The following is a 13,959-nucleotide window of genomic DNA, read 5'->3' as shown; positions in this document are numbered from 1 at the left end:
GTGCCCCTGCCGGAGCCCGTCACCCGAACGTGAACGTGAAGACCTGCATCCCCGCGGGCACGTCGAGCTCGACGGTCCCCTCGCTCGGCCCGTCGCCCTCCAGCACCGGGTACAGCGTCGGGTTCCCCGAGACGTCGATCTCGCGCCGCTCGACGACCTTCCCCGCCGCGTCCCGGACCGTCGCGGTGACCGTCCCCTCGCCACCCAGGACGCTGAACACGTCCGTACCGCGGTACGCGAGTCGCACGCGGGCGCCGTCGGACACCGCGGTGGCTCCCTGGAAGTCGACGTCCCACGTCCCGCCCAGCGAGAACGTGTCGGTGGCCTGCTCCTGGGTGAGCGTGAACGCCTGCTCGCCCGCGGCGTAGCGCGGCTCGCCCGCGTAGTTGCCCACCTTGCCCACCGAGAGGTACGTCTCGGGGGTCGTCGACCCGTCAGGCGTCCCGTCCTCGACCGAGGTCGCGCCGGGCAGGCTCACGCCCGGGTTCGCGTCCGTGAGGAGCTCGCGGATCAGCCCCTCGGTGGCCTCGTACCCGCCCTCGCCGAAACGGATGTGCCGCACGGTCCCCTCGGCGTCGATCAGGTACTGCGCGGGCCAGTAGCGGTTCCGGTACGCGGTCCACGTCGCGTAGGAGTTGTCCTGCGCGACCGGGTACGTGACGCCCAGGTCGTCGGCCCCCGCCACGACGTTGCGCGTCTCGCGCTCGAACGCGAACTCGGGCGTGTGCACCCCGATCACCTCGAAGCCCTCGCCCACGTCCTCGTACTGCTCGTACCAGGCGTTCACGTGCGGGATCGCGCGCTGGCAGTTGATGCAGGAGTAAGCCCAGAAGTCGACGAGGACGACCTTGCCCCGCAGGCCGTCGAGCGCGAGCGGCTGGTCGCCAGGGGTGTTGAACCAGGTGTCGATCCCGCGCAGGGCGGGGGCCGGGCCGCAGTCCTCGAGCTCGGGCGCTCCGTTCGAGCAGTTCGACAGCTCACGGTTCTCGTCGGTCACGATCCCGCCGAGGTCGAGCGCCTCGCGCACCGTCCCGGACGCGTCGACGCGCTCCTGGAGGCTGCCCGTGTAGTCGGGCAGCGCGCGCTGGAGATAGGCGGGCAGGTTGAACGCGAGCCCGACGGCGAGCGCGATCATGACCACGCCACCCGCCACGCGGATTCCCCGGGTGTGGCGCTGGAACGCCTTGACCCGCTCGGCCACCCGACGTCCCGCGAGCGCGAAGACCAGCAGCGGGACGGCGGCCCCGACCGCGAACGACACCGTGAGCGCGACCGTCTCAGGCCCGATGTTCCCCGTCGCCCCTGCGACCGTGATCGCCGCGAGGACCGGACCCGCGCACGGCACGTACAGGACCCCCAGGCCCAGGCCCAGGACGAACGCCCCGCGGTCCTGGCTGCGCGCCCCGCGCCGCGAGCCGAGCGCCGCGATCTTCTGGAACGGCCGCTCGAGGACCTCCTCGAACCGGGGCACGATCATTCCCACGCCGATGACCGCGAGCAGCGTCAGGCCCACCCAGCGCAGCAGGTCCTGCGGCAGCCCGAGCGCCCCGAGGAGCAACGAGCCGAGCAGCGTGAAGACGCTGAAGCTCACGACGAGCCCGGCGATCACGAGGTAGGGCCGCCACGAGCGGCGTGCGCCCCGGCCGCTGGTGCCGTCGCCGTCGCGCCCCGTCCGACGGCGCCGCTCACCGCTCGCGGGCGGCGTCCCGTCCGCCGTGGTCGGCTCCGGCGCGCCACCCAGCGCCGCGCCGCCGGCCGGCCGGACCGCCGTGACGACCTGGCCGCGCGCACCGACCTGGACCGCGCCGGGGACCCCCGCGAACAGCGAGGCGGTCGGGGTGCCCGACCCGCCCTCCGCCGAGGGCGACGGGTCCGCGGTGGACGCGGCGCCGTCGGGCACGGAGACGGGCGACGGGGCGGCGACGGCGCCGTCGCGGGCACCCTGCACACCGCCCGCGAAGAAGATCACGGGGAGCATCGGGAGGATGCACGGCGAGATGCCGGTGATGAGGCCACCGAGCAGGCCGATGAGCACGAGGGTTTCCATGGCCGAGGTTCGGCGCGACGGCCCCGGCGGATGGGTCGCGGATCTTCCCGGACGTCCGACCCATCCACCCCGGCCCCCGCTCCGAACCTCCTGCGAGACGTCCCGCACCTGGCGGGGCGACGACAACGAGGAGAGACCGATGAACGTTCGAACCCGTTCGTACGCCGTGGCCGGCGTCGCCGCCCTGGCGATCCTGGGCCTGACCGCCTGCAGCTCCGACTCGGACTCCGGCTCCGGGAGCGACTCGTCGAGCGCGTCGGAGATGACGACGCCCTCCGACGACATGTCGCAGGAGGCCATGACCCCCGAGGTCGACCCCGCGGCGAACCTCGTCGGCCCCGGCTGTGCCGCCTACGCCGAGCAGGTCCCCGACGGCGCCGGCTCCGTGACCGGCATGTCGACCGACCCGGTCGCCGTCGCCGCCTCCAACAACCCGCTGCTCACGACCCTCACCGCCGCGGTGAGCGGGCAGCTCAACCCCGACGTGAACCTGGTCGACACGCTCAACGGCGGCGAGTTCACGGTGTTCGCGCCGGTCGACGACGCGTTCGCCAAGATCGACCCGGCGACCATCGAGAGCCTCAAGACCGACTCCGACACGCTGACCACGATCCTCACCTACCACGTGGTGCCCGGCCAGCTCACCCCGGACCAGGTCGTCGGTGAGCACGAGACCGTCGAGGGCGGGACCGTGACCGTCACGGGCTCGGGCGACGACCTCATGGTCAACGACGCCAAGGTGATCTGCGGCGGCGTCATGACGCAGAACGCCACGGTCTACCTCGTCGACACGGTCCTCATGCCGACCATGTGACCCGAACGCCGGCCGTCGCGGTTGTCCCCGTGCCGCGGCGGTCGGCCCTCAGCGGTCTGCGGGCCGCCCACGGGGACGACGGACGAGGAGCCGGTCGCACCGGACGGGATGCCCGGAGCGACCGGCTCCTCTTCGCGCCCACCGGTCAACGGTGGGCGAGAACCACCTCAGCGGTTCAGGCGTTCGCCCGACGACGAGCCCAGACGATGCCCGCACCGCCGCCGACGAGCAGGACGGCCAGGAAGGCGGCAGCGCCTGCGGTCGCACCGGTCGCCGCGAGGGACGGACCGCCCTGCGCCTCGGCGCTGACCGGGGTCGCGGGTCCGTCCAGCGGACCGGGCGCGGCGAGGATGCGCGGGTTCGCGCACGCCGCCGTCGCCGCGGGGTAGCTCACGGTCGTCGAGTAGCCGGGGTTGACCTCGAAGTGGACCTCGACGCCCGCTCGCGTCCATGCGTAGTTGCCGTCGGTCTCGGTGTACGTGCCGTCGGCCTGACGCTCCCAGCCCGGCCACGCCCGGGGCTCGCCCGCGGAGGCGCCCGGCCACAGGAGCGTGCCGTCGAGCGGCAGGCCCTCGACCGTGTAGTCCTCACCGTCGCCGGGGTGGAGGAACGTGATGGTCAACGGGCGGTCGCTGTCCGCGACGTAGCCCTCGGGCAGGAAGACCTCGTAGCCGAGGTAGGGCGTGTCGGCCTCGCAGACCGCGCCGATGTCGCCCGGGATCAGGGCGCACTCAGCGGCGTCCTGGTCGCTCGCGAACGTCGCGGACGTGCCGTCCTCGGCGAGGACGTACCCCTCGGCCGCGGCGAGCTCGTACCCTGCCGCCGGGCGCGCGACGATCGTGTCGCCCGCGCGCTCGTAGGTGATCTCCGAGGTGTCCTGCGGAGCGTCGACCGTGCGCCCGGCCGGCGTGCACACGTCACCGACGGTCGGCACGACCGGGGTCACGGGCTTCGCCGGCGTCTCGGGGGCGGGCTTCGTCGGGCGGGACGGAGTCAGCGGGGCGGGCTCCACGGCACATGCCGGTACCTCGATCAGGTCGCCGAGGTCGTGGTGCTTCGAGTCGATCAGGACGCCACCCAGGGCCGACGTGGGCGGGGTGATGGTCGCGGGCCAGACGAACGAGCCGTTCTGCTTGACCCTGTCCTGCTGGACCGCCCAGCCCTCGCCGCAGACCTCTGCGGGCAGGACCGTCGGGAAGGTCGTGTACCACTCGATCCCCGGCTTGGAGGCGACGAAGGTCTGCGTCCCCGAGTTCGTCCAGGAGGCCGGCTTCGCGGCGTCGTTCTTCTTGTAGACGTAGAGGCCGACCTCCTTGCCGGGCTTCGGCGTCGGTGCGCCGGCGCAGGGCGGGGTCGTCCCGTCGTCGCTGAAGTCGAACTGCTTACCGTCCGAGGCCTTGACGGAGAGCTCCCACGAGTGACCGACCGAGGTGTCGGGGAACGCGTAGGACGTCGACCAGGAACGCTTGAAGGACTCGTCCTTCACGACCTTTCCGTCGACCTTCACGACGACGGAGTTGGCCTTGTCGGAGTACTGGGTGAGCCTGACCTCGAGGCCGGCGCAGTCCGCGGTGACGCGGGGGGTGTGGGCGGAGGCGGGGGCCGCGGTGGCGACCAGTCCGCCGAGTGCGAGCAGCGCGGCAGCGCCGCTCGCCAGGAGTTTCTTCACGGGTGGTGGATTCCTTCCGGGGTGATGTCGGAGCGCCTTCGCACGACGACACAGGTGGGAACGTGTCGTATTGCATCACCAATACCCAGAGTTTTACAAACCCTGGCATATACTCGGAATCGGACCAAGGGATTACCCGAGAGCGGGTATTTCTCAGGCCTTTTCTGCGGAATCTCTATCCGAGGTCGGGTATCACGTCTCGAGCACGACGAGCGGGTCGCTCGTGGGCTGCGGAGAGCCACCCGCGGGCTCGAGCGTCACGGCGACCCCCGCGCTCCCCGACGCCTCGACGAGCAGGGCCGCCGAACCGTCGCGCGCGTCGAAGACCCCGGCGGACACCATCTCCTCCCCCTCGACGAGCCAGAGCTGATAGTCCTCCTCCGAGCCCGCCTGAGGCAGGTCGGTGACGGAGAACAGCACGCGGTCCCCCGAGACGAGGGCGCTCGCGTCCCCGCCGCCCACCATCTCGCCCCGGACGATCTCCGCGCCCGGGTCGGCGAGCATCGAGGCGACCGCGTCGGCCTGCGTCTGGAGCCGGACCTGCTCCTGCCGCGCCTGGATCGCGATCGTCGTCGGGACCGCGACGGCCACGACCGCCGCCGCGGCCACCGCGACGACCGCCCACCGCCTGCGCCGCACCGCCCCCTGGCGGGCACCGTCGGCTGCTCCGGCCGAGCCCGCACCCCGGGGGGTCTGGGCGACCTGAGGCACGGAGGCAATGCTCCCGAGCACGCGCTCGCGCAGCGCCGCGGGCGGTGCGGTGTCCACGGTGAACGCCGCGACCACCGCACGGTGCTCGTCGAGCTCACGACGCGCGTCCGGGTCGGCCGAGAGCAGTCGCTCCACGGCGCGCCGGTCCAGGTCGTCGACCGCGTCGAGCGCGTAGGCCGCGAGCAGGTCACGGGGGTCTCCCGGCCCGCCCTGCGCGTCAGACCTGTCCGGCCCCGCAGGACCGGCGGGCACGCGGCCGTCGTCAACCACGGCTCACCCCCAGGCAGTCACGCAGCCGCACGAGGCCGTCGCGGATCCTCGACTTCACGGTCGGCACGGCCGCCCCCAGCTCCACGGCCACCTCCCGGTACGTCAGCCCGCCGAAGTACGCCCGCACGACGGCGTCGCGCTGGGTCTGCGTCAAGCTCCCCAGGCACTGCCTCACCGCTGCCGACTCGAGCAGCTGCTCGACCTCCTCCGCCACGACGTCGCGCACGCCCCCTGCGAACCTGCCGTCGACGTCCTTCTGGTCCCGGACCCGGCGCGACTGCTCGGACCGCACCCGGTCCACCGCCCGCCGTCGGGCCATCGTGACCACCCACGTACGAGCCGAACCCCTGGAGGCGTCGAAGCGCACCGCCGTCTGCCACACCTCGATCATCACCTCCTGGGTCACCTCCGCCGCATGGTCGTCGTCGCGCAGCACCGCGAGCGCCGTGCCGAAGACGGCCGGGGCCAACGCGTCGTACACCGGCGCGAACGCGTCCGGGTCGCCCCCGGCGCACGCGGCCAGCGCGGCATCGAGAGCGTCGGGCTCGCTCGTCCTCACAGGTGGCACCCGCCCAGTCTGCCCCAGGCCTGCCGACGCGGCGCACCGGCGGACCACCCGCGGCACGTGGCCTCCCGCGACGACCGAGGCACCTGTGGTTCGTCGCCGACGAGCCGGCGGATGGGTCCCGGCGGTCATCGCTCGCGAGCCGCTACCCTCGCGGGGTGACCGAGACGCAGCGCAGCCCCCGGATCCAGCCCGTCTATCTGGTGGTGGCAGGACTCTTCGTCGTCCTGGTCGCCCTCGCCGTCTGGACCGTGAGCCGTCCCGGCAACGCCGCCACCACCCCCGCCCCGCTCTCCGACGAGGAGGCCGTCGCCGCCCTCGAGAAGGAGGTCGGGGCGCTCGACGGCGTCGAGTCGGTCGAGATCGAGAAGACCGAGACGGACGAGCCGGGCATGGACGTCCCGGTCCTGCGGCTCGTCATGACGATCGACCTCGAGAGCTTCACCGGCCCCCAGGCCTCGCAGGACACCGCGGACGAGGCGCGCACCGCTCTCCTCGAGGCGGGGATACGGGGCTTCCACGAGACGTGGGTCGTCAACGAGATCCCCGGGACCGGCGCGACGCTGCGCGTCGGGATGGACGGCACCGGGATGTACTCGGTCGCCGCCGGCGTCGGGTTCCTCGTCGCCGGGGCCACCTCGGTCCTGTCCGACGCCACGACCACCGCCGTGACCGTCCGCGCCCCGGAGAACCTCTCCACGATCGCGCAGGTCGCCCATGACCTCGGCCACGGGATCGTCTCGCTGTCGACCGACGACTCCCGCGCCCGGTACTTCGGCGGCCACTACCTCACGCCCCCGCCCCTGCCCGCGGTCGCACTGCTCGCCGAGGCCTCCGCGCGCGACGAGGTCATCGAGGTCTCGTACGACGCCGGGCCGGCGATCGAGGAGTCCTCACCGGGCGACGGCGACGCACCCCTCCTGACGGTCCGCGTCGACGGGGACCCCGCCCCCACGGCCGCCTGGCTGCGCGCCTCGGGCCAGGCCGAGCTGCTCGGACGCCCGATCCAGTTCGTGGTCGACGGCGAGGGGGCGTCCCAGACGGGCTGGGTGAGCGACCTCGAACCGGCCGGACCCGACCCGGCGTTCGCCGAGCAGGACGCGGTGGACGCCGCGGCCGCCGCAGCCGACGGGGTCCCTGCCTGCACCGGCACGGACCTCACCCCGGAGCTCGCCGGGTTCGACGCCGCCGCGGGGTCGCGCTTCGCGATCCTGCGCGCCACGAACGACTCGGGCGCAGCGTGCGCGGTGGACGGTCGCCCCGAGCTGGCCTTCCTGCGCGCCTCGGGCACCGAGCCCGAGGTCACCCTCGAGCCGTACATGGACGGCGGCAGCTCCGTCCGGCTCGTCGTCCTCCCCGGCCAGACCGTCGAGTCGCTGGTCCGGTGGGGTGCGATGTCCACGACCAACGACCCGGACGTGACCACGAGCTTCCTCGTCAAGACCGTGATCGGCGCAGACGCCGTCCGCCTGCCCGTGACCTCCCACCTGGGCGGGGAGGGTGGCGTCGACATCCTCGACGGGGCGACCGTGGAGGTCGGCTCCTGGACCACCCCGAGCAGCACGGCCCCCTGACCCCCGTCCCAGGACGACGGCGGCCGTCCTCCCCGTGGGAGAGCGGCCGCCGTCCTGGAGCGAGGGGGCTCAGAGCGCCCGGCGCGCCCGCACCGACTCGGCGAGCTCGCCGAGCAGCTCGGCCGTCGTGTCCCAGTCGATGCACTTGTCCGTCACGGACTGCCCGTACACGAGCCCGCTCGGCGCCGGTGCCTGCGCCCCCGCCACGAGGAAGCTCTCCATCATGAGTCCCGTGATGCCGGCCTCGCCCTCGGCGATCCTGGCCGCGACCTCGCGCACGACCTCGGCCTGGCGCACGTGGTCCTTGCCCGAGTTGCCGTGGCTCGCGTCGATGACCAGGCCGTGCTCGACGGCCCCGCCCAGGCCCGAGGACGCGGCGACGCGCAGGGCGGACGCGACGTCGTCGGGGCTGTAGTTGGGGCCGCTGCGGCCGCCGCGCAGGATGATGTGGCAGTCCGGGTTGCCCGCGGTCTCCACCGCGGCCGCCCGGCCCGCACCGTCCGTGCCGAAGAAGGTGTGCTCGCTCGCCGCGGTGATGCAGCCGTCGACCGCGATCTGGATGTCGCCGTCGGTCGCGTTCTTGAAGCCGACCGGCATCGACAGGCCCGACGCGAGCTGGCGGTGCACCTGGCTCTCGACGTTGCGCGCGCCGATCGCGCCCCACGACACGGCGTCGGCGATGTACTGCGGGCTCGTCGGCTCGAGGAACTCCGTCGCCGCGGGGACGCCCGCGTCGAGGACGCCGAGCAGGACCTCGCGCGCCAGGTGCAGGCCGCGGTTGACGTCGTGGGACCCGTCGAGGTCGGGGTCGTTGATGAGCCCCTTCCAGCCGACCGTCGTGCGCGGCTTCTCGAAGTACACGCGCATGACGATCGCGAGGTCCTCGGACAGGTCCTTCGCGACGGCCGCGAGGCGGTGCGCGTAGTCGAGCGCGGCCTCGGGGTCGTGGACCGAGCACGGGCCGACGATGACCAGCAGTCGGTCGTCCTCCCCCGCCAGGACGTCCCGGATCTCGCGGCGCGACTGGGTGACCAGGTCGCCGCGGGCCGTGCCGAGGGGAAGCTCGGCGAGCATGTCGACGGGAGCGGGCAGCGGGTCGAGGGCGCGGATGCGCAGGTCGCTCGTGGGCGCCTGCAGCTCGTACTCGGGGTGGGAGGTCACGCGTTCCATGGTGTCACCTGCACCGGCGGGCGACGTGGTCGTCTCGTGGTGACGTTCGTCCGGCGAGACGGCGGTCGAGGTCGTGGCGGTCATGCGGGGCTCCTGATCTGAAGGTGACTCAGACGGAGCCGCGCGGCCTGCTCTGTGTCCGGAGTCGGCCCGTCTGAATGACGAAGGGCCCGGACGCGGTCTGCGTCCAAGGCCCTGTGCTGGCTCCGGGGGGAAGGTTGGTCAGGCGAACGCCCGCTCGGCCCCTCCAGGAGCCAGCGTAAAGCGCCGATACCAACGAACCGTGTTCACGCGACGACCGTAGCACAGGGGTTTCGGGGCACCAGCGGGCTGTCTCACTCCCCGGGCGGTCGACGTCTGACACGCCCCGGGACCGCAGGTCTAGGCTCGACCTCATGCCGATCCCCGAGTTCGTCGCCGCTCTCCGGTCCCGCGTCGGGACCGACCTCCTGTGGATGCCGGGGGTGTCGGGCGTCGTGATCGACGACGCGGGCCGCCTCCTCCTGGGCCGGCGCGCCGACACCGGCCAGTGGGCGGTCGTCAGCGGCATCCTCGAACCGGGCGAGGACCCCGCCGTGGGCCTCGCCCGCGAGGTCCTGGAGGAGACCGGCGTCGCGGTCTACGTCGACGCCCTGACAGGGGTCACCGTGACGCCGCCCGTCGAGTACCCGAACGGCGACCGGTCGCAGTACCTCGACCTGTGCTTCCTGTGCCGACCGGTCTCCCCCGCCGCGGCGGCCGCGGCCCACGTCGCGGACGACGAGTCGCTCGCCGTCGCGTGGTTCGCGCCCGACGACCTGCCGGCCGACCTGGCCGCGTCGACGAGCGAGCGCCTCGGCCACACGCTGGGCTACCTCGCAGACCCGAGCGCGGGCCCGCACTTCGTCCGGTAGCCCGTCCTCACGACCAGCGGAACAGCCTCGCCGCGAGCGGCAGCAGCACCACGGTCCACACCACCATGACCACGAGCTGCGACACCGGGACGCCGGTCCCGAACCAGCCCGTCGTCATGGCCTGCGTCGCCGCGCCGAGCGGCGTGTACCCGGCGACGGTCCGCACGACGTCGGGCATGACCGGCCCGGGCGTCCACATGCCCGCGAGGAACAGCATCGGGAAGTACAGCGTCATCCCGACCGCCGACGCCGTGCTCGCCTTCCCGGCGCGCGACGCGATGAGCATCCCGATCGAGAACATCGACAGGATCCCCAGCAGGAAGCTCACCAGGACGACCGTGAGGTTCGTCGGGCCCGCGAGGTCGAACACCTGGCTCCCCACGACCACCGCGAGCAGCGCCGCGACGCAGACCATCACCAGGTTGATGAACAGGTGCGCCCCGATGAGCCCCTGCGGCTTCATGGGGGTCGTCGAGAGCCGGCGCAGCACGCCCTTCTCGCGGAACGTCGCGAAGTACACCGGCATGGTCGTGAGCGCGACGGTCGCGACCGCGGTCGCGAGCGCCACGGGCACGTAGACCGCGACCGCCGTCAGCCCCTCCCACGGCGGCGGCGCGTCGGTGATGACGTCCCGCATGCCGGGGAACGCGAAGCCCACGCCCACGAGCAGGACCGTCGGGAAGAAGAGCGCGAAGAAGACCGTGCCCGGGTCGCGGAGCAGCAGGCGGGCCTCGGTGAGGGTCAGCGTCCGCAGGCCGTGCCAGCCGGTGCCGGCGATCCTGCGGCGTCGGGGGCCGGGCGTCCGAAGGGCACCCCGTGTCGTCGTCCGTGCCGTCTGCGTGGTCATCGCGCTGCTCCTTCGGTGTCGGACCGGTCGCCGGTCGATGCGGGGGCACTCTCCCCCGTGTGGTCGTACGTCCTGCCCGTGACGTGCACGAACACGTCCTCGAGCGATCTGGTCATGGTCCGGACGTCGGGCACGACGTCGCGCTCGGCGAGGGCCAGCACGACGGCGGGCAGCACCCGCCGCGTCCCCGTCACCTCGATCTCGCGGCCCGCTCGTGCCACGGCCCGGACGTCTGCGAGGTCGTCGAGGACCTCGAGCACGCCGGGCTCCTCGTGGGGCTCGACCCGTAGCCGCAGGACGCGCGAGGAGTCGACCGACTCGATGAGCTCGGCCGGGGACCCCGCCGCGACGACGACGCCCTGGTCGATGATGACGAGGCGGTCGCACAGGCGCTCGGCCTCGTCCATGAAGTGCGTCACGAGCAGGATCGTCACGCCCCGGTCCCGCACGCGTTCGACGAGCTCCCACGTCGCTCGGCGGGCCTGCGGGTCGAGCCCGGTGGTCAGCTCGTCGAGGATCGCGACCTGCGGGTTCCCGACGAGCGCGAGCGCGATCGAGAGCCGCTGCTTCTGCCCGCCGGAGAGCTTCGCGAACTGCTGGTCGCGGTGCGGGGCGAGGTCCAGCAGGTCCATGAGCTCGGCCGTGTCGGCCGGGTCCTCGTAGAACGAGGCGTAGAGCCGCAGCGCCTCGGCCACGGTCATGCGCTCGTTGAGCTCGGCCTCCTGGAGCTGGACGCCCAGGAGCTCGCGCACCGAGGCCGGGTCCGACTGCGGGTCCCGGCCCAGGATCCGGACGGTCCCGGCATCGGCCTGCCGGAGCCCGGCGAGGCACTCGACCGTGGTCGTCTTGCCGGCCCCGTTGGGGCCGAGGACGCCGAAGATCTCCCCCGGCCCGACGGCGAAGCTCACGTCGCGCACGGCGACGGTGCTCCCGTACGCCTTGCGCAGGGCGACGACCTCGATGGCCGGTGCGGCGCCGTCGGGCACGGTGCGTGCCGAGAGCGACGGCACGGCCGACGACGACGGGGGGACGGACGGGGCAGGATGTGCGGTGGTCATGGTGACCTCCTCGAGGGTGTGCTCGTCCGCCGGGCGGCGAACCGGTGGACCGGGCGCCGTCCGCTGGACGGGATGGACGTTCGTGGTGGGTGCGCCGGCCCCGGGGAGGGGACGCGCCGCGCTAAGGCGTCGGGGACGCCAGTGCCGTCAGGACCGTCAGGTCGTGACGGGAGCGATGGCCACCGACCTCGTGACCAGGTGGAACGCGAACGCCGCTGCGGCGAGGCTCAGGAGGCCGCCCACCACCGCGGTGAGCACCTGCGCGTCGGCCAGACCGACCGCCTGCGCGAACGGCTTGCCGAAGTACCCGCTCTGGAACGCGAGCTCCACGAGGACCAGGGGGACCAGGAACGGCACGATGGCGAAGGTGCCGCGCCACACTCCGTAGCCGTAGTACCCCATGCCGATCGCCGCGCCCGAGAGCCAGTACACGCTGCAGAAGAAGAGCTGCACCAGGAACGCCGTGCCGACCTGGCCGCCGTCGACGTAGAGCTGGGCCCGGTCGAGCTCGGGCGACCAGCCCTGCGCCCGGAAGACGAGCCACTCCACGTAGCCGAGCACCGCCGCCACGACCGCGAACGTGAGCCCGAGGAACACCGCCGTGAACCAGGCCGAACGGATGAACGACCGCCGGGTGCCTCCCGCCGCGACGTGCACCGCGATCATGGCGAGGGGCGTGATGATGCCCATGACGAACAGGAAGAACTTCGCCGAGCCGCTCACGACGCCGTCGATCACGCTGCCGTCGAGGATGTCGGTGCGCACCTCGACGTAGCCGATGATGCCCGCGATGATCAGCACGATCGCCCAGAACCACACGCCGATCTGCCACGTCCCGGCGCACATCGACAACGCCGAGGTACGCAGCGACCTCGTCTCGGCCGCGCGACGCACCGTGGCACGCCGTGCCTCGCGGTCGGTGAGGGCCGTGGGGCCCGCCAGGTTCTCGGTCATGACCGCTCCTCCCGGGTCAGGTGCACGAACAGGTCCTGCAGGGGCACCGCACCGAGCTCGAGGCCCGCCTCGGTCGCCGCGGTGCGCTCGGCGTCGTCGAGCGCACCGAAGAGCGTGACCTGGGCGGTGCCGCCCAGGCGCTGTCGGGCCAGCACGCGGCGGCCGTCGACGAACTGCTCGACCACGGCAGCCGCCCCCGTGAGGCTCACTCCTCTGCCGCGGACCGACTCGACGCTCTCCGCGAGGAGCACACGCCCCTTGTCCACGATCACGACGTCCTCGAAGATCCGCTCGACCTCGTCGATCAGGTGGCTCGACAGGACGATCGTGCGCGGGTGCTCGGTGTAGTCCTCGACGAGCGCGTCGTAGAACGCGTACCGGCTGGGCGCGTCCATCCCGAGGTACACCTCGTCGAAGATCGTCAGCGGCGCCCGCGACGCGAGCCCGATGACCGCGCCGAGCGCCGAGCGCTTGCCGCGCGAGAGGCTCTCGGGCGGCTTGCGCAGGTCGATCTCGAACAGGTCGACCAGGCCGGCCGCGAGGTCGGCGTCCCAGTGCTCGCGCAGCTCCGCGTAGTAGCCCAGGGTGTCCTTGACCTTGGTCGCGGCGATGATGTCGCCGCTCTCGCGGACGAGCTGGGTGCCGGCCATGGCCCAGGCGTTCTCGAACGGGTCCTCGCCGTCGACCAGCACGGTCCCGGCGTCGGGGCGGCGCATGGCCGCGATGAGCGAGAGGGCGGTGGTCTTGCCCGCTCCGTTGCGGCCGAGCAGGCCCGTGATGGTGCCGGGGCGGACCTGGAGGCTCAGGCCGTCGAGCGCAGGGTGCTTCTCGTCCTTGCCGAAGCTCAGGGTCACGTCCCGCAGCTCGACGCCGAACGGCTCGGGGCGGGTGGGGGCGGTCATGAGGTCTCTCCCGTCGGGGGGTGGGTGGCGGCGGGGCCCGCGGAGCTCGCGGCGCCACGACCGAGGACGTGGTCCACGATCTCGGCGGGGGTGATGCCCAGCAGGTCGGCCTGGACCAGGGCGGGGCGCAGGACCTCGGCGAAGTAGCGGTCGCGGTGCTCGGCGAGCAGCTTCTCGCGGGCTCCGGTCGCGACGAACATGCCGACCCCGCGCCGCTTGTAGAGGACTCCCTCGTCGACCAGCCCGGCGAACGCCTTGGCGGCGGTAGCGGGGTTGATGCGGAAGGTCGTGGCGTACTGGGTCGTGGACATGACCTGCTCCTCCTCGGCGAGGTCGCCGCTCAGGATCTGGGCGCGGATCTGCTGGGCGATCTGCAGGTAGATGGGTTCAGGTCCGTCGAACATGGGGCCCATCCTCTCGTCGATCGCACGTTCTGTGGTTCATTACATGAGTAATGAACCACAGAACCCTGGCTGTGCGCAAGG

13 protein-coding genes are annotated in these 13,959 nt (G+C 72.7%); 3 read left to right on the top strand and 10 right to left on the bottom strand.

Annotated elements, in window-relative coordinates; all coding sequences use genetic code 11:
- Positions 1 to 19: 19 nt before the first annotated feature.
- Positions 20 to 2,047 (bottom strand): cytochrome c biogenesis protein DipZ, encoded by a 2,028-nt coding sequence (locus ACZDYF_RS00065; protein WP_475051429.1) that lies wholly within the window; start codon positions 2,045 to 2,047, stop codon positions 20 to 22.
- Positions 2,048 to 2,186: 139 nt separating this feature from the next.
- Between ACZDYF_RS00065 and ACZDYF_RS00060 the strand changes: the two genes are divergently transcribed.
- The gene (locus ACZDYF_RS00060; RefSeq protein ID WP_475051427.1) at positions 2,187 to 2,861 is read left to right on the top strand and encodes a fasciclin domain-containing protein; all 675 of its coding nucleotides are present in this window, start codon (positions 2,187 to 2,189) and stop codon (positions 2,859 to 2,861) included.
- 175 nt (positions 2,862 to 3,036) lie between these two features.
- Here ACZDYF_RS00060 and ACZDYF_RS00055 read toward each other — a convergent pair whose 3' ends face one another.
- The 3 genes from ACZDYF_RS00055 to sigK form a co-directional block, all read right to left on the bottom strand.
- The gene (locus ACZDYF_RS00055) at positions 3,037 to 4,530 is read right to left on the bottom strand and encodes a hypothetical protein (protein ID WP_475051425.1); all 1,494 of its coding nucleotides are present in this window, start codon (positions 4,528 to 4,530) and stop codon (positions 3,037 to 3,039) included.
- Between the two features lie 192 nt (positions 4,531 to 4,722).
- The gene (locus ACZDYF_RS00050) at positions 4,723 to 5,511 is read right to left on the bottom strand and encodes an anti-sigma factor (protein ID WP_475051420.1); all 789 of its coding nucleotides are present in this window, start codon (positions 5,509 to 5,511) and stop codon (positions 4,723 to 4,725) included.
- Positions 5,504 to 6,079: an ECF RNA polymerase sigma factor SigK gene (sigK, locus tag ACZDYF_RS00045; RefSeq protein ID WP_475051414.1), complete on the bottom strand. Its 576-nt coding sequence runs from the start codon at positions 6,077 to 6,079 to the stop codon at positions 5,504 to 5,506. Before sigK ends, ACZDYF_RS00050 begins: the two co-directional genes overlap by 8 nt.
- 155 nt (positions 6,080 to 6,234) lie before the next feature.
- Between sigK and ACZDYF_RS00040 the strand changes: the two genes are divergently transcribed.
- The gene (locus ACZDYF_RS00040; RefSeq protein ID WP_475051409.1) at positions 6,235 to 7,650 is read left to right on the top strand and encodes a DUF4232 domain-containing protein; all 1,416 of its coding nucleotides are present in this window, start codon (positions 6,235 to 6,237) and stop codon (positions 7,648 to 7,650) included.
- Between the two features lie 69 nt (positions 7,651 to 7,719).
- Here ACZDYF_RS00040 and ACZDYF_RS00035 read toward each other — a convergent pair whose 3' ends face one another.
- A complete protein-coding gene (locus ACZDYF_RS00035) occupies positions 7,720 to 8,820 on the bottom strand; it encodes a 3-deoxy-7-phosphoheptulonate synthase (protein ID WP_475053135.1) in 1,101 nt (366 codons plus the stop codon).
- Positions 8,821 to 9,215: 395 nt separating this feature from the next.
- On the opposite strand from ACZDYF_RS00035, the gene ACZDYF_RS00030 reads away from it, so the two are divergent.
- Positions 9,216 to 9,713 carry an NUDIX hydrolase gene (locus ACZDYF_RS00030; protein ID WP_191789640.1) on the top strand — a complete coding sequence of 166 codons (498 nt, stop codon included), beginning with the start codon at positions 9,216 to 9,218 and terminating at the stop codon, positions 9,711 to 9,713.
- 7 nt (positions 9,714 to 9,720) lie between these two features.
- On the opposite strand, the gene ACZDYF_RS00025 is transcribed toward ACZDYF_RS00030, so the two are convergent.
- The 5 genes from ACZDYF_RS00025 to ACZDYF_RS00005 all read right to left on the bottom strand — a co-directional run bounded on the left by ACZDYF_RS00025 (position 9,721) and on the right by ACZDYF_RS00005 (position 13,878).
- Entirely contained in the window at positions 9,721 to 10,560 is an 840-nt protein-coding gene (locus tag ACZDYF_RS00025; RefSeq protein WP_475051406.1) for an ABC transporter permease, read from the bottom strand.
- Positions 10,557 to 11,618, bottom strand: coding sequence for an ABC transporter ATP-binding protein (locus ACZDYF_RS00020; RefSeq protein ID WP_475051404.1), 1,062 nt, complete (start codon positions 11,616 to 11,618; stop codon positions 10,557 to 10,559). Before ACZDYF_RS00020 ends, ACZDYF_RS00025 begins: the two co-directional genes overlap by 4 nt.
- A gap of 156 nt (positions 11,619 to 11,774) precedes the next feature.
- Positions 11,775 to 12,572 (bottom strand): hypothetical protein, encoded by a 798-nt coding sequence (locus tag ACZDYF_RS00015; RefSeq protein WP_475051402.1) that lies wholly within the window; start codon positions 12,570 to 12,572, stop codon positions 11,775 to 11,777.
- Positions 12,569 to 13,474: an ATP-binding cassette domain-containing protein gene (locus ACZDYF_RS00010; protein ID WP_475051399.1), complete on the bottom strand. Its 906-nt coding sequence runs from the start codon at positions 13,472 to 13,474 to the stop codon at positions 12,569 to 12,571. Before ACZDYF_RS00010 ends, ACZDYF_RS00015 begins: the two co-directional genes overlap by 4 nt.
- Positions 13,471 to 13,878: a GntR family transcriptional regulator gene (locus ACZDYF_RS00005; RefSeq protein WP_191789645.1), complete on the bottom strand. Its 408-nt coding sequence runs from the start codon at positions 13,876 to 13,878 to the stop codon at positions 13,471 to 13,473. The genes ACZDYF_RS00010 and ACZDYF_RS00005 overlap by 4 nt, the downstream gene beginning before the upstream one ends.
- Positions 13,879 to 13,959: the final 81 nt, after the last annotated feature.

Source organism: Oerskovia sp. PE-21s, assembly GCF_056158145.1.
Note: the sequence above shows the minus strand (reverse complement) of the source record. Positions and strands in the feature narration are given on the sequence as shown.

Coding starts and splice junctions, on each gene's coding strand:
- ACZDYF_RS00010 (WP_475051399.1), bottom strand. CDS start 13,474: ATGACCGCCCCCACCCGCCCCGAGCCGTTCGGCGTCGAGCTGCGGGAC.
- ACZDYF_RS00065 (WP_475051429.1), bottom strand. CDS start 2,047: ATGGAAACCCTCGTGCTCATCGGCCTGCTCGGTGGCCTCATCACCGGC.
- ACZDYF_RS00035 (WP_475053135.1), bottom strand. CDS start 8,820: ATGGAACGCGTGACCTCCCACCCCGAGTACGAGCTGCAGGCGCCCACG.
- ACZDYF_RS00030 (WP_191789640.1), top strand. CDS start 9,216: ATGCCGATCCCCGAGTTCGTCGCCGCTCTCCGGTCCCGCGTCGGGACC.
- ACZDYF_RS00025 (WP_475051406.1), bottom strand. CDS start 10,560: ATGACCACGCAGACGGCACGGACGACGACACGGGGTGCCCTTCGGACG.
- ACZDYF_RS00060 (WP_475051427.1), top strand. CDS start 2,187: ATGAACGTTCGAACCCGTTCGTACGCCGTGGCCGGCGTCGCCGCCCTG.
- ACZDYF_RS00005 (WP_191789645.1), bottom strand. CDS start 13,878: ATGTTCGACGGACCTGAACCCATCTACCTGCAGATCGCCCAGCAGATC.
- ACZDYF_RS00020 (WP_475051404.1), bottom strand. CDS start 11,618: ATGACCACCGCACATCCTGCCCCGTCCGTCCCCCCGTCGTCGTCGGCC.
- ACZDYF_RS00015 (WP_475051402.1), bottom strand. CDS start 12,572: ATGACCGAGAACCTGGCGGGCCCCACGGCCCTCACCGACCGCGAGGCA.